The organism is Janthinobacterium sp. JF4 (genome assembly GCF_059617925.1).
Map to the genome: position 1 here is coordinate 159,976 of NZ_JCAQAV010000005.1, position 22,367 is coordinate 182,342.

The 22,367-nt window shown below is 58.8% G+C and carries 18 protein-coding genes and 1 pseudogene; 15 read left to right on the plus strand and 4 right to left on the minus strand.

Annotated elements, in window-relative coordinates; translation table 11 throughout:
* Positions 1-53: 53 nt before the first annotated feature.
* The 4 genes and pseudogenes from AC54AF_RS07465 to AC54AF_RS07480 all read left to right on the plus strand — a co-directional run.
* Positions 54-1,292 (plus strand): annotated as a pseudogene (locus AC54AF_RS07465) (malic enzyme-like NAD(P)-binding protein); the annotation flags it as partial.
* A 254-nt stretch (positions 1,293-1,546) separates the two neighbouring features.
* On the plus strand, positions 1,547-2,758 hold the full coding sequence (locus AC54AF_RS07470; RefSeq protein ID WP_496636032.1) for an O-antigen ligase family protein: 1,212 nt from the start codon (positions 1,547-1,549) through the stop codon (positions 2,756-2,758).
* Positions 2,759-2,809: 51 nt separating this feature from the next.
* Positions 2,810-4,543, plus strand: a complete 1,734-nt coding sequence (gene msbA / locus AC54AF_RS07475; protein WP_496636033.1) for a lipid A export permease/ATP-binding protein MsbA — start codon at positions 2,810-2,812, stop codon at positions 4,541-4,543.
* Between the two features lie 35 nt (positions 4,544-4,578).
* Positions 4,579-5,679, plus strand: a complete 1,101-nt coding sequence (locus AC54AF_RS07480) for a glycosyltransferase family 9 protein (RefSeq protein WP_496636034.1) — start codon at positions 4,579-4,581, stop codon at positions 5,677-5,679.
* On the opposite strand, the gene AC54AF_RS07485 is transcribed toward AC54AF_RS07480, so the two are convergent.
* The 3 genes from AC54AF_RS07485 to AC54AF_RS07495 are packed head-to-tail and all read right to left on the minus strand — an operon-like array spanning position 5,676 to position 8,123.
* On the minus strand, positions 5,676-6,008 hold the full coding sequence (locus AC54AF_RS07485) for a hypothetical protein (protein ID WP_496636035.1): 333 nt from the start codon (positions 6,006-6,008) through the stop codon (positions 5,676-5,678). The genes AC54AF_RS07480 and AC54AF_RS07485 overlap by 4 nt on opposite strands.
* 43 nt (positions 6,009-6,051) lie before the next feature.
* On the minus strand, positions 6,052-7,440 hold the full coding sequence (locus tag AC54AF_RS07490) for an ATP-binding protein (RefSeq protein ID WP_496636036.1): 1,389 nt from the start codon (positions 7,438-7,440) through the stop codon (positions 6,052-6,054).
* On the minus strand, positions 7,437-8,123 hold the full coding sequence (locus tag AC54AF_RS07495) for a response regulator (RefSeq protein ID WP_152250475.1): 687 nt from the start codon (positions 8,121-8,123) through the stop codon (positions 7,437-7,439). The genes AC54AF_RS07490 and AC54AF_RS07495 overlap by 4 nt, the downstream gene beginning before the upstream one ends.
* 157 nt (positions 8,124-8,280) lie before the next feature.
* Between AC54AF_RS07495 and AC54AF_RS07500 the strand changes: the two genes are divergently transcribed.
* The 3 genes from AC54AF_RS07500 (at position 8,281) to AC54AF_RS07510 (ending at position 9,658) form a co-directional block, all read left to right on the plus strand.
* Positions 8,281-9,102, plus strand: a complete 822-nt coding sequence (locus AC54AF_RS07500; RefSeq protein ID WP_496636037.1) for a MipA/OmpV family protein — start codon at positions 8,281-8,283, stop codon at positions 9,100-9,102.
* A gap of 58 nt (positions 9,103-9,160) precedes the next feature.
* Entirely contained in the window at positions 9,161-9,310 is a 150-nt protein-coding gene (locus AC54AF_RS07505) for a hypothetical protein (RefSeq protein ID WP_496636038.1), read from the plus strand.
* A 117-nt stretch (positions 9,311-9,427) separates the two neighbouring features.
* Positions 9,428-9,658 (plus strand): DUF6139 family protein, encoded by a 231-nt coding sequence (locus tag AC54AF_RS07510; protein WP_131685369.1) that lies wholly within the window; start codon positions 9,428-9,430, stop codon positions 9,656-9,658.
* 63 nt (positions 9,659-9,721) lie between these two features.
* On the opposite strand, the gene dnaE is transcribed toward AC54AF_RS07510, so the two are convergent.
* Positions 9,722-13,261 (minus strand): DNA polymerase III subunit alpha, encoded by a 3,540-nt coding sequence (gene dnaE, locus AC54AF_RS07515; protein WP_496636039.1) that lies wholly within the window; start codon positions 13,259-13,261, stop codon positions 9,722-9,724.
* A 137-nt stretch (positions 13,262-13,398) separates the two neighbouring features.
* On the opposite strand from dnaE, the gene AC54AF_RS07520 reads away from it, so the two are divergent.
* The 8 genes from AC54AF_RS07520 to AC54AF_RS07555 all read left to right on the plus strand — a co-directional run bounded on the left by AC54AF_RS07520 (position 13,399) and on the right by AC54AF_RS07555 (position 22,334).
* Positions 13,399-14,298: a sulfurtransferase gene (locus tag AC54AF_RS07520; protein ID WP_496636040.1), complete on the plus strand. Its 900-nt coding sequence runs from the start codon at positions 13,399-13,401 to the stop codon at positions 14,296-14,298.
* Positions 14,299-15,256: 958 nt separating this feature from the next.
* Positions 15,257-16,027 carry a glucose-1-phosphate cytidylyltransferase gene (gene rfbF, locus AC54AF_RS07525; RefSeq protein WP_496636041.1) on the plus strand — a complete coding sequence of 257 codons (771 nt, stop codon included), beginning with the start codon at positions 15,257-15,259 and terminating at the stop codon, positions 16,025-16,027.
* Entirely contained in the window at positions 16,027-17,094 is a 1,068-nt protein-coding gene (rfbG, locus tag AC54AF_RS07530) for a CDP-glucose 4,6-dehydratase (protein WP_496636121.1), read from the plus strand. Before rfbF ends, rfbG begins: the two co-directional genes overlap by 1 nt.
* A 30-nt stretch (positions 17,095-17,124) precedes the next feature.
* Positions 17,125-18,450 carry a lipopolysaccharide biosynthesis protein RfbH gene (gene rfbH, locus AC54AF_RS07535; protein ID WP_496636042.1) on the plus strand — a complete coding sequence of 442 codons (1,326 nt, stop codon included), beginning with the start codon at positions 17,125-17,127 and terminating at the stop codon, positions 18,448-18,450.
* Between the two features lie 8 nt (positions 18,451-18,458).
* Positions 18,459-18,992, plus strand: a complete 534-nt coding sequence (locus tag AC54AF_RS07540; RefSeq protein ID WP_496636043.1) for a dTDP-4-dehydrorhamnose 3,5-epimerase family protein — start codon at positions 18,459-18,461, stop codon at positions 18,990-18,992.
* A gap of 13 nt (positions 18,993-19,005) precedes the next feature.
* Positions 19,006-19,923 carry an NAD-dependent epimerase/dehydratase family protein gene (locus AC54AF_RS07545; protein WP_496636044.1) on the plus strand — a complete coding sequence of 306 codons (918 nt, stop codon included), beginning with the start codon at positions 19,006-19,008 and terminating at the stop codon, positions 19,921-19,923.
* Positions 19,920-21,296 carry an O-unit flippase-like protein gene (gene wzx / locus AC54AF_RS07550; protein ID WP_496636045.1) on the plus strand — a complete coding sequence of 459 codons (1,377 nt, stop codon included), beginning with the start codon at positions 19,920-19,922 and terminating at the stop codon, positions 21,294-21,296. The genes AC54AF_RS07545 and wzx overlap by 4 nt, the downstream gene beginning before the upstream one ends.
* A 3-nt stretch (positions 21,297-21,299) precedes the next feature.
* Entirely contained in the window at positions 21,300-22,334 is a 1,035-nt protein-coding gene (locus AC54AF_RS07555) for a glycosyltransferase family 2 protein (protein WP_496636046.1), read from the plus strand.
* The last annotated feature ends 33 nt before the right edge of the window (positions 22,335-22,367 follow it).

Below are 22,367 nucleotides of genomic sequence, written 5' to 3' on the forward strand. Positions count from 1 at the left end.
TACCATGGCCCGGATTGACCACTCGGGCCCAATATGCCCTTCCCAGAATTCTTATGTCTACTTCCCACAGCAAGCACGCCGAACAGAACGGCGAAACCTTCAACCTGAAAGAAGCCGCCCTCGCCTATCACGCGGAACCCCGCGCAGGCAAGATTTCCGTGACGCCCACCAAACCGCTGGGCGACGCCCGCGCCCTGACCCTGGCGTACTCGCCGGGCGTGGCCTTCGCCTGCGAAGCCATCGTGGAAGATCCGCGCACGGCCGGCATCTACACCTCGCGCAGCAACCTGGTGGCCGTGATCACGAATGGCACGGCCGTGCTGGGCCTGGGCGATATCGGCCCGCTGGCCAGCAAACCGGTGATGGAAGGCAAGGCTTGCCTGTTCAAGCAATTTGCCGACGTCGATGTGTTCGACATCGAACTGGCCGAGAACGATCCCGACCTGTTCATCGACACCGTGGTGCGCATGGAGCCGACCTTCGGCGGCATCAACCTGGAAGACATCAAGGCGCCCGATTGTTTCTACATCGAACAGCAATTGCGCAAGCGCATGAACATTCCCGTCTTCCACGACGACCAGCATGGCACGGCCATCATCGTCGCGGCCGGCATCCTGAACGGCCTGGAACTGGTGGGCAAGGACATCGGCAAAGTGAAAGTGGCCGTCTCGGGCGCCGGCGCCGCGTCGATCGCCTGCCTGGACCTGCTCGTCTCGCTGGGCCTGAACAAGTCGCTGCTGAAAGTATGCGACAGCCAGGGCGTGATCTACCCGGGCCGCGATGCCAGCATGGAAGAGAACAAGGCGCGCTACGCGAACGACACGAGCGACCGCGACCTGGCCGACGCCATGGTCGGCGCCGACATCTTCATCGGCGTTTCGAAGGGCGGCGTGGTCAGCGCGCAGATGGTCGAATCGATGGCAGCCAAGCCGCTGATCTTCGCCCTGGCCAATCCGCATCCGGAAATCGCCCCGGAAAAAGTCCATGCCGTGCGCGACGACGCCATCGTTGCCACGGGCCGCTCGGACTACCCGAACCAGATCAACAACGTGCTGTGCTTCCCGTACATCTTCCGTGGCGCGCTCGACGTGGGCGCCACCACCATCAACGAAGAAATGAAGCTGGCCTGCGTGCGCGCCATCGCCGCGCTGGCCAAGGAGCCGTTACCGGGTCACGAGAGCAGCGCCCTGACGCCGCTGCAACTGATACCGTCGCCGTTCGACGAGCGCCTGCGCAGCTGGGTCGCGCCTGCCGTGTCGCAGGCGGCCATCGCCACCGGCGTCGCCACCCGCGTGCCGGCGACTGCCTGATGCACATGGCAAGGACTTCCTTGCCTTAGCAAAATAACAGCAAGTTACCATTGCTTACAAAAAAACCATGACTAAAAACCATGGTTTTTTTCATTTTCCCCTTGAGACAGCCCATATAGTTATCGAAGAGCAAATTCCCGGGAGGCGATTTTGCTGCCCCCTTCGATTACAATGACGCCTACTTTATGTTGCTACAGTTGCCATCATGGCGACGTCGTGCGTTACCAAGGATATTCATGCTCGGCCTGACCTCTGTTTGTGTTTTTCTCTTTTCGGCATTGGCGCTGGCTGTCAACAGCGGATATTCCCTTGGCGCGCTGGTGCTGCTGCTGGCCAGCAGCTGGCTGCTTTGGAAACGCCCCCGCCTGCATCTGCAGCGCCGCGATTATCTGATGCTCGGTACGCTGCTGCTGTACTTCTTCATTTTTACGGCCAATATGTTGTACCACGGCGATCCGGCGCGCGAACTCGACATGCCGCTGCGGGCACTGCTGGCCGCACCCGTGCTGCTGCTGCTGCTCGCTTACCCGCCGCGGCCGGGAGCCTGGTGGGGCGGTTTGGCAATCGGTGCTATCGCGGGCGCCGTCTTAGCGGCCTCACAATATATTCCGAGTAGCCACTTCCGGCCACAGGCCGCCACCAGCAATGCTATTCACTATGGCAATGTCAGCATGCTGTTTGGCATGTTAGCGTTATGTGGACTCGAATGGGCCATCAAACAGCGCCACCGAATCGCCTGGAGCACATTGCTGCTGGCCGGCGGCCTCATCGGAATTTTCGGCTCCATTATCAGTGGTAGCCGCGGTGGCTGGCTGGCACTGCCCGTCTGCGGATGCATATTTGTCGTCCACAATGCGAGAACACGCGGCAAGCACTATATGACTGGCTTGCTGGCGGCGCTACTGACCGTGGCGGTACTGTCCTCCGTAGTGCCCAATTCCCCCGTACTTGAGCGAGCCACAGATGCCGTAGAAGATTTGAAAAAATTTGAAAACAGCGACAACGTCAGCACGTCCGTCGGCCAAAGGCTGGAAATGTGGCGTACCGCACTAACTTTATCCGATGACCATATATGGCTCGGCATGGGACGTAATGGCTATTTGGATGCGAAGAAGGAGCTGTCGGCGGAAGGAAAAATGAGCGAAATTGTGTTGCATTACACCAATGCGCACAACGATTACATCGACTCCCTGGTCAAGCGTGGCATCTTCGGCTTGCTGGCCCTGCTACTGCTATTCCTGGCACCGCTGACTCTGTTCACGAAGGCACTGCGTCACGGCCCCGCAAGCGCCCAACCTTTCGCGCTGGCCGGCGTGGTGCTATGCACCTGCTACATGATTTTTGGCCTGACGACGAGCTCGCTCACCCTCAATATCGGCATCATCATGCTGGTCTTCCCGATGGTGATACTGTGGGCCATGCTGCGCCAGCAAGAACGCATTGCCTGAACTCGTTTTTCGCCTGACCGTTTTTGCTGTCCCCTGCAAGGAACCATACTGATGCTCACGCCCGACCTGAAACGCCTCACCGCACTGCACGCGCCCTACAAGAAACACCTGGCCCTGGCCCTGCTGGCGATGGTCGTCACGGCGGCCACGGAACCGCTGCTGCCGTATGCGCTCAAGCTGCTGCTCGACAATGGTTTTGGCGGCAAGGTGGATTTTTCCTTCTGGCTGGTGCCGCTGATCGTCATCGGCATCTTTGCCATGCGCGGCGCGTCGACCTTTGCCAGCAGTTACCTGATGAGCTATGTCTCCACGCGCATCCTCAACGAGTTGCGGCGCCGGATGTTTGCCAGCATGCTGAACTTGCCCATCGACTTCTACAACACGCACACGGTGGGCAAAGTCATCAACTCCATCATGTTCGAAGTGCAGCAGATCATCGAGATGGTGACCAAGGTGTTTACCTCGATCGTGCGCTCCTCGCTGACCGTGCTGGGCCTGCTGGCATGGCTGCTCTACCTGAACTGGGCGCTGACCCTGGTGACCCTGGTGCTGCTGCCCCTGCTGACCATCGTCGTGCGCACCACGGGCAAGCGCCTGAAAAAACTCAACCGCGACTCGCTGGCCGTGAATGCCGAACTGACCCAGGTCATCGAGGAAACCACGCGCGCCCAGCAAGTGATCAAGATCTTCGGCGGCCAGGACTACGAAAAGTCGCGCTTCGAAGAGCGTGCCGAGCAATTGCGCCGCTACAGCATGCGCATGACCACCACTTTTTCCGCCACCGTGCCCATCACCCAGGTGATCACGGCCGCCGCCGTGGCCCTGGTCATCGTGATGGCCCTGTTCCAGTCGGAGCAGGGCCAAATCACGGTCGGCGGCTTTGTATCCTTCATCACGGCCATGCTGATGCTGTTGACGCCCTTGAAGCAACTGGCCGAAGTCAACGGCCCCCTGCAGCGCGGCATGGCCGCCGCCGAGGAAGTCTTCCAGCTGATCGACAAGACGCCGGAACGCACGGGCGGCAAGCCGCTCGCTGGCCGCAGCAAAGGCCACATCGAGTTCAAGGACGTGAGCTTTGCCTACCCTGGCCATCCGGAACCGGCCCTGCAACACATCGACCTGCGCATCGCGCCTGGACAAACGGTCGCCTTTGTCGGCATGTCCGGCGGCGGCAAATCGACCCTGGTCAGTCTGCTGCCCGGCTTTTACTCGGCCAGCAGCGGCGAGATCTTGCTCGACGGGCAGAATATCGATGCCATCTCGCTGACCAGCCTGCGCAGCCAGATCGCCATGGTCAGCCAGCAGGTGGTGTTGTTCGACGATACCCTGGCCGCCAATATCGCGTATGGCGATGCGGCGCCGGACCGGCAACGCATCGAAGCGGCCGCCGCCGCCGCCTTCCTGTCGGACGTCATCGACGGCTTGCCCGACGGCCTGGAAACGCGCTTGGGCGACAACGGCTCGCGCCTGTCCGGCGGCCAGCGCCAGCGCGTGGCCATCGCCCGCGCGATCTACAAGGATGCGCCCATCCTGATCCTCGATGAAGCCACCTCGGCACTGGATACGGAGGCGGAACGGGCCGTGCAAGCGGCGCTGGAACACCTGATGCAAGGTAAAACCACCCTCGTTATTGCGCATCGGCTATCAACAATTGAACGTGCGGACCGTATCGTGGTATTGTCACATGGGAAAATAATGGAAACCGGCAATCACCAGCAATTATTGGATGCCAATGGCGCCTATGCCAATCTGCATCGCCTGCAGTTTTCCCAGCAAGTGGTTTGACACCATCGAACGAATACCTGAAATCGTACTGATACATGACGCCTTTGATTCCCGCCGAACTTCTACAAAAGTCGGACAAAATTCTTTTCATCGCCCATCTGGCGCTGGGAGACTTTACCTACCTGCAAAACGGTTTCCGCGCCTTTGCCGCGGCTTATCCCCATATTCAGATCCATTTATGGGTCGACGAAGTCCGTCGCACGTCCGACGCGAAGCAATGGGAAAGCTTGCGCACCTATTCGCTGTACGACTGGGTCGAGCAATCAGGCCTGTTCGCCAAGGTGTACCGCAAGACCTACAGCCCGGCGCTATACGAAGAGTCACTGCGCGAAGCCAAGGCGGAACACTATCCTGTCGTCGTGTCGCTGGCCCACGTACGGCCACAGCAGTACGCAGACCTTGCCCGCGCGATCAGCCCGAACGGGCTGGTGATCGGCACGCGCAAGCCATTCAGCCCGCTGCGCCCCTGGCACTACTTGGCCTACCGCAAGATCGATGCCGTGCTGGCCTCGTACGCGGGACAGGATGCGGGCGAGCACCATATCAGCAGCGTGTATGCGGACTGGTTCCATCAATTGACGGGACTCGACATTCCCGTGGCCGAACGCTATCCCTTCGTGCACATCCCCGAGCACGCGCTGCAGCAGGCGCAGGCGCAGCTGGCCACCTGGGGCTTTGCCCCGCGCCAGGGGCCGCTCGTCCTGCTGAACCCGTTTGCCAAGTCGCACAAGCGCGGCTGGCCGCTGGAGCGCATCGCCGAGCTGATCGCGCGCATGCAGGCGATGCCGAAATGGGAAAATGCCTGTTTTCTGATCAATGCCATGCCGCAGGAACTGGCCAAGGTCACTGCCGTCGTACAGGCGCGTGGCTTGCCGCGCACGCAAGCCTTCAGTGCAGTCGACAACTTTTTCCAGCTGCCGGCCATGCTGGCGCAATGCGACCTGATTATTTCGGTGGAAACGTCGATCATGCACCTGGCGAACGCCGTGCATGTGCCAGTGGTGGCGTTGATGCGCAAGAAGAATCCGGAATGGGCGCCGTTCGATAGCGCCAACAGCACCGTCATCACGGTGGCGCGGCGCAGCGACTGGGTCAAGGCGATCTCGGTCGATCAGGTATTGCAGACCATCGCCTAGTGATTCTTTGACGGTAAGCCGGCGCCCAGCATGCTGATGCGCGCCGGGTCGGCCACATGATCGACACCCAGCTTGTCCATCAGGCGCGCCTTGCGCACTTCTGCCGTGCGCATGGAAATGCCCAGTGCCGGGGCGACGTCGTCGTGTCCAGTGAAAATGATGATGGGCAACAGCAAACCCGGTGCATCGCGCACGGCGGGATCGTCATCGACGATAAACACCGTCAAATTACTGGCCACCATACTCTCCTGGTCGTCGCTGACGGCCAGCGGCGACGGCGGCGCCGGACAGAGCAAGGTCAGCGCCACGCCATCTTGCGTTACAGGCACGTGCAACAATCTTCATGCAATAGCGCAAGGCCGACAGGCCGAATCAGGCCTCGGCCAACGGCAAGCGCACCTCCACCAGCAAGCCCAGGCCGCCATTGCCTCTATGCAACTGAATCGTGCCGCCGTGCTGGCGCACGACCGAAGCGACGATGGACAAGCCCAGGCCGCTGCCCGGCTGCGCCTGCTGCGGCGCGCGGAAAAAGCGGTCAAACACGCGTTCATACAGCGCCGGTGCAATGCCCGGCCCCTGATCGGCCACATGCAGCACGGCCTGGCCCCGCTCCGCATGCAGCGACACCGTCACGCTGCTGCCGCGCGGGCTGTACTTGATGGCGTTTTCCACCAGGTTGTCGATCAGCGAGACCAGGCTCTCGCGCTGTCCGGGTACGCTGAGCGAGACGCTGGCTTGCAATTCGAGCTCGATATCTCCCGCCTGGGCCAGGCCGGACAAGGCTGCCAGGCGGTCTTGCAGCAAGGTATCGAGCGCCTGCCGCCGCGGCAACTCGCCACCGCCAGCCTGCACTTCGCTGCGCGTCAGCTGCAGCAGCTGGCCCACCAGGCGCGCGGCGCGGTTTCCACTATTTAAAATACCATCCAGCAGCTCTTGCTGGCGCGCATCATGCGCCTGCCCCTGCAATGCCTCGACATTCACGCGCATGGCCGCCAGTGGCGTGCGCAGCTCATGCGTGGCATCGGCGATGAAGCTGCGTTCGCGCGAGGCACTGGCGTCGACCCGCTGCAGCAGGGCATTGATATTGTCGACCAGTGCCGCCAGTTCGCCATGCGGCGGCTTGAAGGCCAGCGGACGCAAGTCCTGCGGCCCGCGCGCCGCCACCTCCTGCGCCAGCTTGCGCCACGGACGCATGGCAAGGCGGATCGACAACCAGGCCGGCACCAGCAGGAATGGCAGGCTGATCAGCAGCGGCAGCAGGTAGTAACCGCGTGAATTGATCGTGATAAACAATTGCCATGCGCCTCCCGCTTCCAGCACCGTCACGCGCGTGTTGCCCTCGGCCAGGCTGCGGCTGCGCCAGGCCTGGCCCTTGATATACACCACTTCCATCTGTTCCGGGCCGGCGCTGCGGATACCGCTGGGCGCATCGGGCGACTTGTACACCAGCTTGCCTTCGCGCCAGACCAGGATGCGCGGCGCCAGCTCCGGCACCTGCCCCGTTTCAAACTCCTCGCGCAAGGCTTCGTCGATGGCGCGCAAGCTTTGTTCCTGGCGCTGCGGCTGCTCGGCCAGGTTGTCGGCCACGCTGATAATGGCGTGCAGGACGCCGCGGCTCACCGTGCTCGCTTCATCGGCTCCCTCGACCAGCACATACGCCACGGCCAGGCTCCACACCATGGTCAGCATCAGCATTTGCGCCATCATCAGGCGGCGCACCAGGGTGGGCCGGCGCAGCATGGCCCAGAGGCGGCCCATCATGCGCCAGCACGCGACGCAGTGGATGTCTCGCCCTGCTGATCGATGACATAGCCGACGCCACGCACGGTGCGGATATAACCCTCGCCTATCTTGCGGCGCAGGTTGCCCATATGCACATCCAGGGTATTGCTGGCATTGGCCAGCCCACCGGGCAGAATATGTTCTTCCAGCACGCGGCGCGTGATGACCCGGTTGGCGCGCATCAGCAAGGTCTTCAGCAGGGCATATTCACTGGCCGTGAGCTCCACCGGCCGGCCGTGCACGCTGACACGGCGCGTGGGCACCTGCAGCAGCAGGCCGCGCAACTCGATGGTGTCGCCATCGAAGCCATAGCTGCGGCGCGCCAGGGCGCGCACGCGCGACAGCAGCTCGGCCAGCACGAACGGTTTCACCAGGTAATCGTCGGCGCCGCCATCGAGGCCCCGCAAGCGCTGTTCCAGCGTATCGCGGGCGCTGAGGATCAGCACCGGCAAACGGGCCGCGCGCAGCCGGGCCAGCAAATCGAGGCCATCGCCATCGGGCAAGCCCAGGTCCAGCAGCACCAGCTCGCAACTGTCGTGCTCGATGCTGCGTGCCGCATCCTCCAGACTGCGCACCCAGACCACTTGCATGCCCTGGTCGCGCAGGGCGATGCGCACGCCATTGCCCAGGTCCATATCGTCTTCAATCAACAGTATCTTCATGGTGAGTATTAAACCACCACAAGCTGAAGAATGGGTAAAGAAGCGCTCTTCATGCAATCTTAATAAAAGACTCACTTTCCCTTCATGGCAAGAATGGATACTGTCGGCAGTCAATCGAGCCACTCCGGACTCGGTTCTCCACCTGACGGAAAACTCCATGCACGCACCCACAACCCTGCTGACCTCGCTGGCACTCGCCAGCGGCATGATCCTCAACCCGCTGGCCGCAGCCGCGGCCGAACCCGCCACGGAAAATGTCTTCACCATCGGTGGCGGCGTCGCCGCCGAGTCCAGCTATTCGGGCGCCGACAAGGTGTCGGCCTCCCCCCTGATCATCCTCGACTACGCGATGGCCAATGGCCTGTTCATCAGCACTTCGCGCGGTATCGGCTATGGCGGCGAGGCAGGCCCCTTCAGCTACAGCGCTGCATTGGGCTACCGCGGCAACCGCGAAGACCACAAGCGCAATGGCGCCAATGGCTGGGGTGGCAGCGATTACCTGAAGGGCATGGGCGAAGTCAAGGGCAATGCCAGCGCCCTGCTCAGCGTGGGCTATTCGCCATTGCCGGGCCTGTCGCTGAGCGTGTCGAGCGACATTCCCCTGTCGAACCGCGAAAATGGCACGAATGTGCATTTCGAAGCGACAGGCCAGGTCTACGGCAGGTCCGATGCCAAGGGCATGCAGCAGGACAGCGTGACCATCGGTGGCCAGCTGGGCTGGGGCGAGCGCAAGTACGTGCAGACCATGTATGGCGTGACGGCCGCCCAGGCCGCGAACACCTCATTCAAACAATATACGCCCAAGGGCGGTTTCTATGAAGCGCAGGCCACTATCAACTGGGAGCACCGCTTCGATGCGCGCTGGGGCATCAATACCCTGGTCGGCGTCGAGCACCGCATGGGCGACGCGGCCAAGAGCCCCATCGTGCAGCGCAAGACATCGCCGGTCGGCGCCGTGTATGTCACCTACCGCTACTAAAATCGGGGCGGCGTAAGGGGAAGCCGTACGCCGTTTCGCCAATTTACAGGGGGATGGCATGGAGAACATGACCTGGTTTTCCGGCCCTGGCCATCCCTTCCATGCATGCATCGCGCCTTGCGCCACGGCAGGCACTGCGGCAGCCGCCAACGAGGCACGGCAAGCGGCCGATCTGGACGACGAAGACTACGCTTCCGCTACCGCCTGAGCGCCGCCCCTCCTGCAGCACACGCTTCAACCCATGCGCGGCCCAATCCTGTTACGCTAGCGCTATCGGTACGCATTACGGTGCGCCGGTTCCCCCAACGCTTACTAGGAGGCATTCATGCGCGTAGACATCTACCGCCGGGCCGAGCACGACGGCATTTTTTCCTACCTCGCCGTGCCGGAAGGAAAGCTCATTCCGGAAGAAGTGACCAATACTGACTGGCAGCTGGAAGTACGCGCCAGCGAAGTGGCCGACGATGCCGAGATCTTGCCCGACTACCATATCGAACAGCCGCACCAGCAAATCGCCGCCAAGGGCTATGCGATCACAGGCCTGAAAGACATGTAAACGAAAAAAGCCAAACCAGCATGTCTGCGGTTTGGCTTTGTTTTACGCGCCGGGCGGTGCCGGTCAGTATTCGACCGCCACTTCTTGCGCACCCAGCATTTGCTCCAGCGCCATCTGCAATTCATCCGATGGCGCCACTTTCCACTCGTCGCCAAACTGCAGCACGCAGCTGACGCCTTGCGGGCTGACCCGCGCGGCAATTGGCAAGCCCGTCTCGGCGCGGTGCGGCAGGATCACGTCACGGATGCGCTTGGCGTCCAGGGTGGCCGGCAAGGTCAGGCCCAGCTGGCGGCCATACTGCACGCGCGCGGCGATGATGTCGAAGGCGCTCTCGGCGGTGATGCGCAAGCCGCCCGAAAAACGGTCTTCCGACACCTTGCCAACGACGGCCAGGAATTCATCTTCCTTGAAGATTTTCCGGTTGGCGTCAAACAATTCACCATACACCGTCACTTCCACCGTGCCGCTCTTGTCGTCCAGGGTGACGATGAGGATCTTGCCGCGCTGCGTCATCTGCGTGCGCAAGCCCGTGATGACGCCGGCCATCATGCGCGGCTCGCGCGACGGCGACAGTTCCGACAATTTCGTGCGCGCAAAGCGGCGCGCCTCGGGCGCATACGAGTCGAACAGGTGGCCGGACAGATAAAAGCCCAGCGCGATCTTTTCTTCCGTCAGGCGCTGTTTATCCGTCCACACGGGTACCTTGACGTACTCGGGCGGCGCCACCATGTCGCTGTCGTCGCCGCCGAACAGGCTCACCTGGTTCGCCGCCTTGGCGGCCTGGTCGGCGCATTCCATGGCGAACGCCACGGAAGCGAGCAGGATGGCGCGGTCAACCTTCAGGCAATCGAAGGCGCCGCTGCGGATCAGCGACTCGATGGTGCGGCGGTTGATCTGCTTCTTGTCCACGCGCTTGCAGAAATCGAACAGGCTGGTGAATGGCCCGCCCGCCTCGCGCGCGGCGATGATGGCTTCGATGGCGTTCTGGCCGGAACCCTTGACGGCACCCAGGCCATAGCGGATCTGCGTGACTTTCTTGCCGCTCACGGACGGCGCCGCGCCGCTTGGCGTGAAGCGGTAATCCGATTCGTTGATATCCGGCGGCAACAAGGTCAGCTTGCAGATTTCCAGCGAGTCTTCCACCAGGATCTTGATCTTGTCCGTGTCGTCCATGGCCAGCGACAAGTTGGCGGCCATGAAGGCGGCCGTGTGGTGCGCCTTCAGGTAGGCCGTGTGATACGACAGCAGAGCGTAGGCGGCGGCGTGCGATTTGTTGAAACCGTAGCCGGCGAACTTTTCCATCAAGTCGAAGATCTCGTCAGCCTTTTCCGCCGTCAAGCCGTCTTTCGCCGCACCGGCGCGGAAGATCTCGCGGTGCTCGGCCATCTCTTCGGCTTTCTTTTTACCCATGGCGCGGCGCAGCATGTCGGCGCCGCCCAGCGAGTAGCCGCCGACGATCTGCGCCATCTGCATCACCTGCTCCTGGTACACCATGATGCCGTAGGTTTCGGACAGAATCGATTCCGTGCGCGGATCGGGATAATCGAAGCGCTCGCCGTGCTTGCGCTTGCAGAAATCGGGAATCAGGTCCATCGGGCCCGGACGGTACAAGGCCACCAGCGCGATAATGTCTTCGAAGCGGTCGGGACGCGCGTCTTTCAGCATGCCCTGCATGCCGCGCGACTCGAGCTGGAACACGGCCACGGTCTTGGCCTTGGTCAGCAAGTCGTACGACGGCTTGTCGTTCAGCGGCAAGGTTGCCAGGTCAAAGTCCGCCTGCGCCGGATCGAGCTGCTTGATATATCGCACGGCGCGGTCAAGGATGGTCAGCGTGGTCAGACCCAAGAAGTCGAACTTCACGAGGCCGACGGCTTCCACGTCATCCTTGTCGTACTGCGAGACGACGCCGGAATCGCCGCCCTGCGTGTACAGCGGGCAGAAATCCGTCAGCTTGCCCGGTGCAATCAGGACGCCCCCCGCGTGCATGCCGATATTGCGCGTGATGCCTTCGACTTGCTGCGCCAGCTCCAGCAACTGCTTGACCTCTTCCTCGTTTTCCAGGCGCTCCTTGAGCAACGGCTCTTCCTCGATGGCGTCGGCGATCGACACGGGCTTGCCCGGCTTGAACGGGATCAGCTTGGAGATGCCGTCGCAGAAGTTGTAGCCGAAGTCCATCACGCGGCCGACGTCGCGGATCGCGCCCTTGGCCGCCATGGTACCGAAGGTGGCGATCTGCGAGACGGCCTCCTTGCCATACAAATCCTTGACGTGCTGGATGACGCGGTCGCGCCCTTCCTGGCAAAAGTCGATATCGAAGTCGGGCATCGAGACGCGTTCTGGATTCAGGAAACGCTCGAACAGCAGGTTGTACTGCAATGGATCGAGGTCGGTAATGAGCAGCGAATACGCCACCAGCGAACCGGCGCCCGAACCGCGGCCCGGGCCGACGGGCACGCCGTTTTCCTTGGCCCACTGGATAAACTCGGCCACGATCAGGAAGTAGCCGGGGAACTTCATGTTGCAAATCGTGTCCGTCTCGAATTTCAAGCGCGATTCGTAGCGCGGGCGCTCCTCTTCACGGCGCTCGGGATCGGGATACAGCTGGATCAGGCGCTTTTCCAGGCCCGCCTGCGATTCGGCGACGAGGAACTGGTCGATCGTCATGCCGTCCGGCGTGGGGAAGTTCGGCAGTTGCGGCTTGCCCAGGGTCAAGGTCAGGTTGCAACGCTTGGCGATTTCCACGGAATTGGCCAGCGCGGCCGGCAAGTCGGCGAACAATTCCGCCATGTCGGCCTGCGACAGGAAGCGCTGGCTGTCATTGAAACGTTTCACGCGCTTGGCGTTGGCCAGCATTTCGCCTTCGGCGATACAGGTCCTGGCTTCGTGGGCAATGAATTCTTCGGGGGAAATGAATTGCACGGGATGCGTGGCCACCACGGGCAAACCCAGCTTGGCAGCCAGCGCCACCGCGTGGCGCACCTGCGCTTCCTGGTTGGCCTGGCCGCCGCGCTGGATTTCAACATAGAAATGGCCAGGGAAAATCTCGGCCCAGCGCTGGGCGTTGCGCTCGGCCAGGGCCAGGTTACCATTCTCGATAGCAATTCCGACATCGCCGAAGTGCGCGCCGGACAGCACGATCAAGCCATTCGCCGCGCTTTCGCCCGGGTACAGGTCGTAGGTATTCGTCGCCAGCGCCTGCAGCCACTCGATGCGCAGCTCGGCGCGGCCCTTGTACTGGTTCGTCAGCCAGGCCATCGACAGCAGTTCGCACAGTTGCAGATAGCCCATGCGGTTCTTCGCCAGCAACAGCAAACGCGACGGCTTTTCGCGGTTGTCGTCATTCGTGATCCACACGTCGACGCCGACGATGGGCTTGATGCCCTTGCCGCGCGCTTCCTTGTAGAACTTGACCATGCCAAACAGGTTCGACAGGTCGGTGACGGCCAGCGCCACCTGCTTGTCCTTCGCCGCCGCCTTGACCACGTCATCGATGCGCACCAGGCCATCGACGATCGAGTACTCCGAGTGCACGCGCAAGTGGACGAAGGCAGGACCGGGCTGCATCGCTTGCTGTGAACCTGCCGGAGCGCCGGCCTCTTGCATTACCATTTCCATCCTGTGTACCGTTTCGTGCAAAATTCAATGGGGTCTATTCTACCGCGTCGCGGGTGCTGACCGGGTATCCTGCCTGGCCTGTCGGGCTTATAATATCGGCTGTTCAGTCTAAGCCGATCGCCATCATGCAAGCCATCACCCCAGCAACACCCGCCGTTTCCGAAGCCGTCAGCCCGCCCGCCGCCACGTTTGTCAATATCGCCGCGTATAAATTCATCACGCTAGCCGATACGGAAGCCATGCGCCCCTTGTATCAGGAGCAATGCCTGACGCTGAGCCTGAAAGGCACGATCCTGCTGACGCCGGAAGGCATCAATATGTTCCTGTCCGGCACGCGCGAGCATATCGACAGCTTCCTCGCCTGGGTCCGCAGCGACGAACGTCTGGCCGATCTGGAATGGAAGGAAAGCTTGTCGAACGAGCAATCGCACAAGCGCATGCTGGTCAAGCTGAAAAAGGAAATCATCACCATGCGCATGCCGCTGATCAAGCCGGAACTGGGCCGCGCCCCGTCCGTCGACGCGCATACGCTCAAGCGCTGGCTCGACGCCGGCGTCGATGATGCGGGCAAACCGGTGGTCATGATGGAAACACGCAACGCCTTTGAAGTGGACGTGGGCACGTTCAACAACACGCTCGACTACCGTATCGACAAGTTCACGGAATTCCCGGCCGTGGCTGCCGCGCACAAGGATGAACTGGAAGGCAAGACCGTCGTCACCTTCTGCACGGGCGGCATCCGCTGCGAAAAGGCCGCCATCCACATGAAGGAAATCGGTTACGACAGCGTGTACCAGCTCGACGGCGGCATCCTGAAATACTTCGAAGAGGTCGGCGGCGAGCACTACACGGGCGACTGCTTCGTGTTCGACTACCGCACGGCACTGAACCCGAAACTGGAACCGACGGAAACCGTGCAATGTTTCGTCTGCCGCGCCGTCGTCACGCCGCGCCAGCAACTGGCGCCGGAATATGTGTATGAGGTTTCTTGCCCGCATTGCTACGGCAAGAAAACCAGCGAGTAACGTCGGACAAACAACAGCGCGAAGGGATTCGTAGCTGAATGGCCACACATCGCACCGCAAATTTACCTTGGCGCGCCAAGACATTGCAATGAGCACCTTGAAAATGCAGATACGCAACAAATGCACAGTGCTTTTACAGCATCATTGACCATTTCGCCAGCTACTCATTCTGTCCGCCTCCAAACGCAAGCAAATGTAACAACATTGGATTTGCTTGGGCATTTAATAAACACTATTCTTCGTCAAAATAGTGATTGCCGTTTGGACACTTTTAATATGATGCATTATTGCGTGTTTTATTTCATATTCTTTGCGAGCAACCTGTACTCGGGCAACACTCGTTGAAGCGATGCAAACATGGCAATTCCATGTATTCTGAATTATAATCAGGAGCTAATTGTATTTTTTTGCATGGAAAATTTTAGATGACTATAGTAACTGGTGAACCGAAGTTTATTATTTCATAATCTCATACTGAATCGGCTTGCTCAGGGCAATGAACTTGTAACTGATGCGATAGGTGCGATTCCCGGAAAATTTGTGCAACAGGCAGACAGTCAACTTGGCTACGCGCCAACCGGTTTTGATGCCTCGCGTTGTCAAAATTTCCACCGCAAAGAGCAAGACGACTCAAGCAAGCTGCGGGCCAGAGCGCTCCAGTACAAGAACACATAGCTAGGCGCTGGAACTCCCCCGGCAGGCGCAGACAGCGCACCTGTCATCGCGACGCCATCAGGGATGCCGCGCCTCCCAATTGCAGGATGATGGCAAGCACTAAGAATCAACGGAGCGATGCGGAGAGGCAGGGGTAAGAGCGGGCATGGCGGCGTCTTGTCTGCCTTGTACACCAAACTTACACTTTTGCCACCGGACATTGCGCTGGTCTGTCAGTTGTATGGACGCAGCCTGCAAACCGATTAGGCAGGCAAATTTACTTCGTTCAATAGGAATAATAAAAATGAAAGCAGTCATTCTTGCGGGTGGCCTTGGCACCCGGATCTCCGAAGAGACCCACACCAAACCCAAACCCATGATTGAAATTGGTGGAAAACCGATCCTCTGGCATATCATGAAGTCCTATTCTGCACATGGTGTCAATGATTTCATCATCTGTTGCGGCTACAAAGGCTATGTCATCAAGGAATACTTCGCCAATTACTTCCTGCACACGTCGGACGTGACATTCGACATGCAGAATAATCAGATGGAAGTTCACGCGCGCAATGCCGAACCGTGGAAAGTCACGCTGGTCGACACCGGTGACGACACCATGACCGGCGGGCGCCTGAAACGTGTTCAGCCCTACCTGGACGGCGAAGAGGCGTTCTGTTTTACCTACGGCGACGGCGTGAGCGATGTCAACATTGCTGAATCGATCGCCTTCCACAAGGCGCATGGCAAGTTGGCGACGCTGACCGCGACCCAGCCCCCGGGCCGTTTCGGCGCGCTGATCTTGGACGGCCAGAAAATCAATAGCTTCCAGGAAAAGCCGCAAGGCGATGGCGCGTGGATCAACGGCGGCTATTTTGTCTTGTCGCCGAAGGTCATCGATTACATCGCGGACGACAGCACCACCTGGGAAAAGCAGCCGCTGGAACGCCTGGCCGCCGAAGGTCAGCTGGACGCCTTTTTCCATCGCGGTTTCTGGCAACCAATGGATACCCTGCGCGACAAGGTACACCTGGAAGAGCTGTGGCAATCGGGCAAGGCGCCCTGGAAGGCGGCTTGATGAATCCCGCATTCTGGCAAGGAAAACGTGTTTTCCTCACCGGCCATACCGGCTTCAAAGGCGGCTGGCTGAGCCTGTGGCTGCAGCAGCTTGGCGCCGACGTGACCGGCTACGCGCTGGAGGCGCCCACCACCCCCAGCCTGTTTGAGGTGGCCAATGTGGCGCACGGCATGCAGTCGGTCATTGGCGACGTACGCGATGGCGACGCCGTCAAGCGCGCCATGGCCGCCGCGCGCCCGGACATCGTGATTCATATGGCGGCCCAGCCACTGGTGCGATATTCCTACGTGAATCCGGTGGAAACGTATACCACCAACGTCATGGGTGTAGTCAACCTGCTCGAAGCCGTGCGCGCGACACCAGGCGTGCGCGCGGTGGTCAACGTCACCAGCGACAAGTGCTACGAAAACCGCGAATGGCCCTGGGGCTATCGCGAAAACGAAGCGATGGGCGGTTACGACCCCTATAGCAACAGCAAGGGCTGCGCCGAACTGGTGACGGCCGGCTATCGCAGTTCCTTCTTCCATGCTGACAAATACGCTGAGCATGGCGTGGCCCTGGGTAGCGGCCGCGCCGGCAATGTCATCGGCGGTGGCGACTGGGCGCTGGATCGCCTGATCCCGGATATGCTGCGCGCCATCGGCGCCGGTGAACCCGTCATGATCCGCAATCCCCATGCGATCCGCCCGTGGCAGCATGTGCTCGAGCCGCTGAGTGGCTATCTGACCCTGGCGGAAAAACTGTACACGGAGGGCCCCTTGCATGCCGAGGGCTGGAATTTCGGCCCGCATGATATCGATGCCAAACCCGTCGAATGGATCATCGAACGCATGACGCAGGAGTGGGGCGCCGGTGCATCCTGGTCGCTCGATGGTCAGGACCATCCGCACGAAGCGACGTATCTGAAGCTCGATTGTTCCAAGGCGCGCGGCCAGCTGGGCTGGCATCCGCGCTGGGACATCGGTCAGACGATCGCCAAAATCGTTGAATGGCATAAAGCCTGCGACCAGGGTGCCGACATGCGCGCATTCACGTTGGCGCAAATCGCCACCTATCAAAATACCTAATAAATTACCTAACAAATTGAAGGCTGTATCATGAGCGAACAACTGACACAACAACAAATCCGCGACCAGATCGCTGCCCTGGTGGCCCAATATGGCGCACTGGCCAGCGTGCCGAAACCGTTCGAACCGGGCGTGACCGTAATTCCGCCTGCGGGCAAAGTGGTAGGCGCTCCTGAAATGGGCCTGATGGTCGAAGCGTCGCTGGACGCCTGGCTGACCACGGGTCGTTTTAATGACGAATTTGAAAAACGCCTGGCCAAGTTCATCGGCGTCGAATTTCTGATCACGGTGAACTCCGGTTCGTCCGCCAACCTGGTCGCTTTTTCGGCCCTGACTTCGCCAAAACTGGGTGCGCGCGCCATTCAGCCTGGTGACGAAGTCATCGGCGTGGCAGCGGGCTTCCCGACCACCGTCAATCCGATTTTGCAATATGGCGCAGTGCCCGTGTTCGTCGACGTTGAACTGGGAACGTACAATATTGACGCCAGCAAGATCGAAGCGGCCATCACGGACAAGACCAAGGCCATCATGCTGGCCCATACCTTGGGTAACCCGTTCAATCTGGACGTCATCGTTGCACTGTGTAAGAAATACAATCTGTGGTTGATCGAAGATTGCTGTGATGCCCTGGGCGCCACCTACAACGGCCAGATGTGCGGCACCTTCGGCGATATCGGCACCATGAGTTTCTACCCTGCGCACCACATCACCATGGGCGAGGGCGGCGCCGTCTTCACCAACAATCCGGAACTGAAAGCGATCGCCGAATCGTTCCGCGACTGGGGCCGTGACTGCTATTGCGCACCGGGCAAGGACAATACCTGCGGCCAGCGCTTCTGCTGCAAGCTCGGCACGCTGCCGGATGGCTACGACCACAAGTACACCTACAGCCACCTGGGCTACAACCTGAAGATCACGGACATGCAGGCCGCTTGCGGCCTGGCGCAGATGGATCGCGCGGCCGGTTTCGTGCAGGCGCGCAAGGACAATTTCAACTACATGAAAAACGGCCTGCAAAGCTGTGCGGAGTTCCTGATCCTGCCGGAAGCGACGCCGAACTCGGATCCATCGTGGTTCGGTTTCCCGATCACCCTGCGTCCGGAAGCCAATGTGGACCGTGTCAGCCTGTTGACCTTCCTGGATCAAAACAAGATCGGCACACGTCTGCTGTTCGCCGGTAACCTGACACGCCAGCCATACATGATCGGGCGTAACTACCGCGTCTCGGGCGAGCTGACGAATACCGACCGCATCATGCACGACACGCTGTGGATCGGCGTGTTCCCTGGCTTGACCAAGGAGATGATGGACTTCTCGATCAGCAAGATTGAAGAATTCTTTGGTGTGAATTTCTAAATCATATTATGAAACTACTTAAAGAACTCCTTCCCGCCAGTTTTTTGCTTGAGCCTAGCCACTTTGAAGATGCACGAGGCACCTTTGTTAAAACCTATCATGAAGGCATCTGCAAAAGTTTAGGCGCCAATCTGGATATCCAAGAGGAGTTCTATTCTATTTCACGCAAGGACGTCATTCGCGGCATGCACTTTCAGTTGCCGCCGCACGATCATGACAAGCTGGTTTACTGCACCCGCGGCGCCGTCCGAGATGTACTGTTAGACCTGAGAAAAGGACCAGGCTATGGCAAAGTGGCATCCGTCGACCTATCTGGAGAAAATGGTCTGATGGTCTTTATTCCAAAGGGTATAGCTCATGGTTTTGTTGCGCTGACAGATGAAGCGTTGATGCTGTACAAGACCAGCACGGTGCACACGCCGTCTGCCGACTGCGGCATACGCTGGGACAGCTTCGGATTCGATTGGCAAGTGACGGCACCGATCATGTCGGCGCGCGATGTGCAGCACGGCGTCTTTGCCGATTTCGTTTCTCCGTTTTAGTAGGATATATTCCATGAAAGTATTTCTTACTGGTGCTACCGGCTTTATAGGCAGTCAGCTAGTCAAACGTCTGCTCGCCGACAATCATGAGGTTGCAATCCTGGTACGTCAGCACTCCGATCTCAGCGTATTGCATGATGCCTTACCAAAGATTAGCGTGCATATCCATGATGGCAGCTATCCCTCGGTATATGCGGCACTGGAGCAAACTCGACCAGACGTCGTGTGCCACGTTGCCTCCTTGTTCTTGGCACAGCACAAGCCGGAAGATGTGAACCGCCTGATCGAGTCAAATCTCGGCATGCCGACACAGTTGCTTGAGGCTATGCAACAGTTGGGCTTGCGTCGCCTGATTAATACCGGCACGTCCTGGCAGCACTTCGAGGACGCGGCATACAATCCCGTTAACCTGTATGCGGCCACCAAGCAAGCATTTGAGGACTTACTGGCCTACTATGTATCCGCGCACGGTTTTCAAGTCATCACACTGAAGCTGTTCGACACTTACGGCCCCGGCGATACTCGTGCAAAACTGTTCAGCTTGTTGCGCAAGACAGCCCGCAGCGGCGTCAACCTGCGCATGTCGCCGGGAGAGCAACTGCTCGACCTCGTGTACATCGATGACGTACTCGATGCCTACCTCTTGGCCATGCACCGCCTCCCCTCAATTGGCGCAGCCGAATGCTATGCCGTCAGCACCCCCGATCGTCTGACCTTGAAAGATTTGGTGCAGGTCTATGGCGCCATCGTAGGCAAAAATCTGCAGATCGAATGGGGTGGCCTTCCCTACCGTCCACGCGAAACCATGCAACCGAGTACACGTCAACCTCGTCTGCCAGGTTGGAAACCAAATATTACATTGCAGCAAGGGATCGCGCGCATGGAAGCCGACACGCTGCTCGACGGTTTGCTGGTTGGGCAAAGTGAATGAAAAAAGATATGCTCTGGGGCTATCTGTCCCAGTTTTTGCAGTACGGGGCAGCTTTGCTGGTCCTGCCTTTATTACTGAGGAAACTGAGTAGTGCCGAGCTAGGCATTTGGTATGTCTTCATGACGATATCGGCTTTGGTGACGATGCTCGACCTTGGCTTCACACCTACCCTCGCACGCAATGTCAGTTATGTCCTGGGTGGTGCGAAACGCCTACTCAAGGACGGCTTCGAGGTCCTGAACACCCCATCCGCTGTCGACTACAGCCTGTTCAATGCCATCATGCACGCAGCGCGGCGCATCTTCATGGTCTTGGCCAGCTGCGCCTTCCTGCTGCTCGCCACTCTGGGAAGCTGGTACATCGTGCATGTATCGCAAGGTCAGATCGCCACGCAAGAAGTGTTGCTTGCCTGGGGCGTGTTCGTTGTTGCCACTGTCATCAATCTGTATTACAAATACTATACGCCGTTGCTGCAAGGACGCGGCCTGTATGCAGCCTTCTACAAATCGAGTGCCCTGTCCAATCTCGGTTTCGTGATTGTCACGGCCATACTTTTGCAATGCGGACTGACCTTACTGGCGGTGGCCTTGGGTTACCTTGTTTCGGCGCTGATTGGTCGCTGGCTCAGCTGGTATTATTTTCACGACCAGCCTTTCGAGACCTCCCTGCGTCAAGCGCCGCCGTCCAATATCTCCACGCAGGATATTTTCGGCATTCTCTGGCATAACGCCTGGCGCATGGGCTTGGGGGTCATCGGTGCCTTCCTGATACTGAGGGCCAATACGCTACTGTCTTCAGCCTATCTGGGCCTGGCCACCACCGCCGCGTATGCACTGACGCTGCAAGTCTATTCCGTCTTGCAAAACATGTCGATGGTTCTGTTTAATATCCAACAACCTAAACTTGCGCAATACCGTGTTGCGAATGAATCAGGGCGCCTGCGCCATACCATACAGCTCGGCATCGGCTGTGCACTCGGGATCTTTCTCTGTGGCGCGATCATCCTGGTGTGTTTTGGCCCGACCATGATCAAATGGATAGGCGGTCAAACCGGGCTGCTGGCATTGCCACTACTGATTTGGGTCGGGATCATGGTCCTGCTGGAATTGAACCACTCGCTGGCCGCCAGCGTCATTGTCACAGGTAACCGTGTGCCATTTGTCAAACCAGCGCTCTTTTCTGGACTGGCTATTGTCGCGCTCTCATGGCTAGGTCTGCGTTGGGGAGGGATGGGCCTGACATGGCTCATCGCAAGTCAATTTACAGTACAACTCCTCTATAACAATTGGAAATGGCCATACATGGTCTGGCTCGAACTGTATCGCAATAAAGCGTCGCCTACCACCTCCTCGCCCCATCAAGTGAAAGTGTAACGTTTGAACATTCTCGATATTGAAGACCAGTTTGCCATTTGTGCAGATCGTCCTTCGTCACTCATCATTGATGGTGGTAAGCGTCTCATGCCGACACTGTCCATCATGATCCCGACCTATCGCCGCCCGGACATGCTGGCGCAGGCGATTCGCTCGGTGCTGGCCCAGGCAAGCGATATTGACTTCGAAATCGTCGTCGTGGATAACGACCATTCGATGAGCGAACAAATTGACGAACTGATTCGTCAATTTGCAGATGATCGCCTGCGCCTGTTCCGCAACAGCGAAAATCTGGGGATGTTCGGCAATTGGAACCGCTGTATTGAACTAGCGCGCAGTGAATGGATTTCCATTTTGAATGATGATGATTTATTGCATCCAGATTTTGTCGCTGAAATGTTCTCGGTGTTGAAAAAAGATCCTTCGATCAGTCTGCTATACTGCCGCTCCATCTTTATGGATGCCCGTGGTAGTCTTAACCAGCAGCTCAAAAAAAGAATCAAACAAGGCCTGAAAAATATCAAGAATACATGGTTTTTGCCGCATTTGAGCCGAATCCCGATTTCCCACGTCTATATGGATGCGCCATCGAGCGCCCTTGGCCTGATTTTTAAACGTAGTCACGCCATGCAAATTGGTGGCTACAAGGCGTCTGCCTTTCCCAGTTCAGACTATGTATTTTTCACAATGTATTTCCTGAATTTCGGAGCAAGCAGGCTGAACAAGACTTTGGCGTATTATCGCATTCATGAAAATGAAACCGCCAATCCAGCCACCGGCGAAGGATTTATTGCCAAAAATATACAATTGCGTAGAGCGCTGGAAAAACACGTCAATATACCACCATCACTGTTACGTCATTATGCTCAGTTCTATGCATTGGTCACGATAAAACAATATAAAAGTTTCTGGAATATAGAACTTGATCTCCCCCGTCTGCGCCGGGAACATGGCTTGAGCGAACTGCCAGCCAAGCCATTTTTTCACCTAAGCAGACTTGTATTGCGCCTGTGCTTTCTCTTTTCTCGGAAAAAATAATCGAATTTTAATTCGAATTCAACAATATTATTC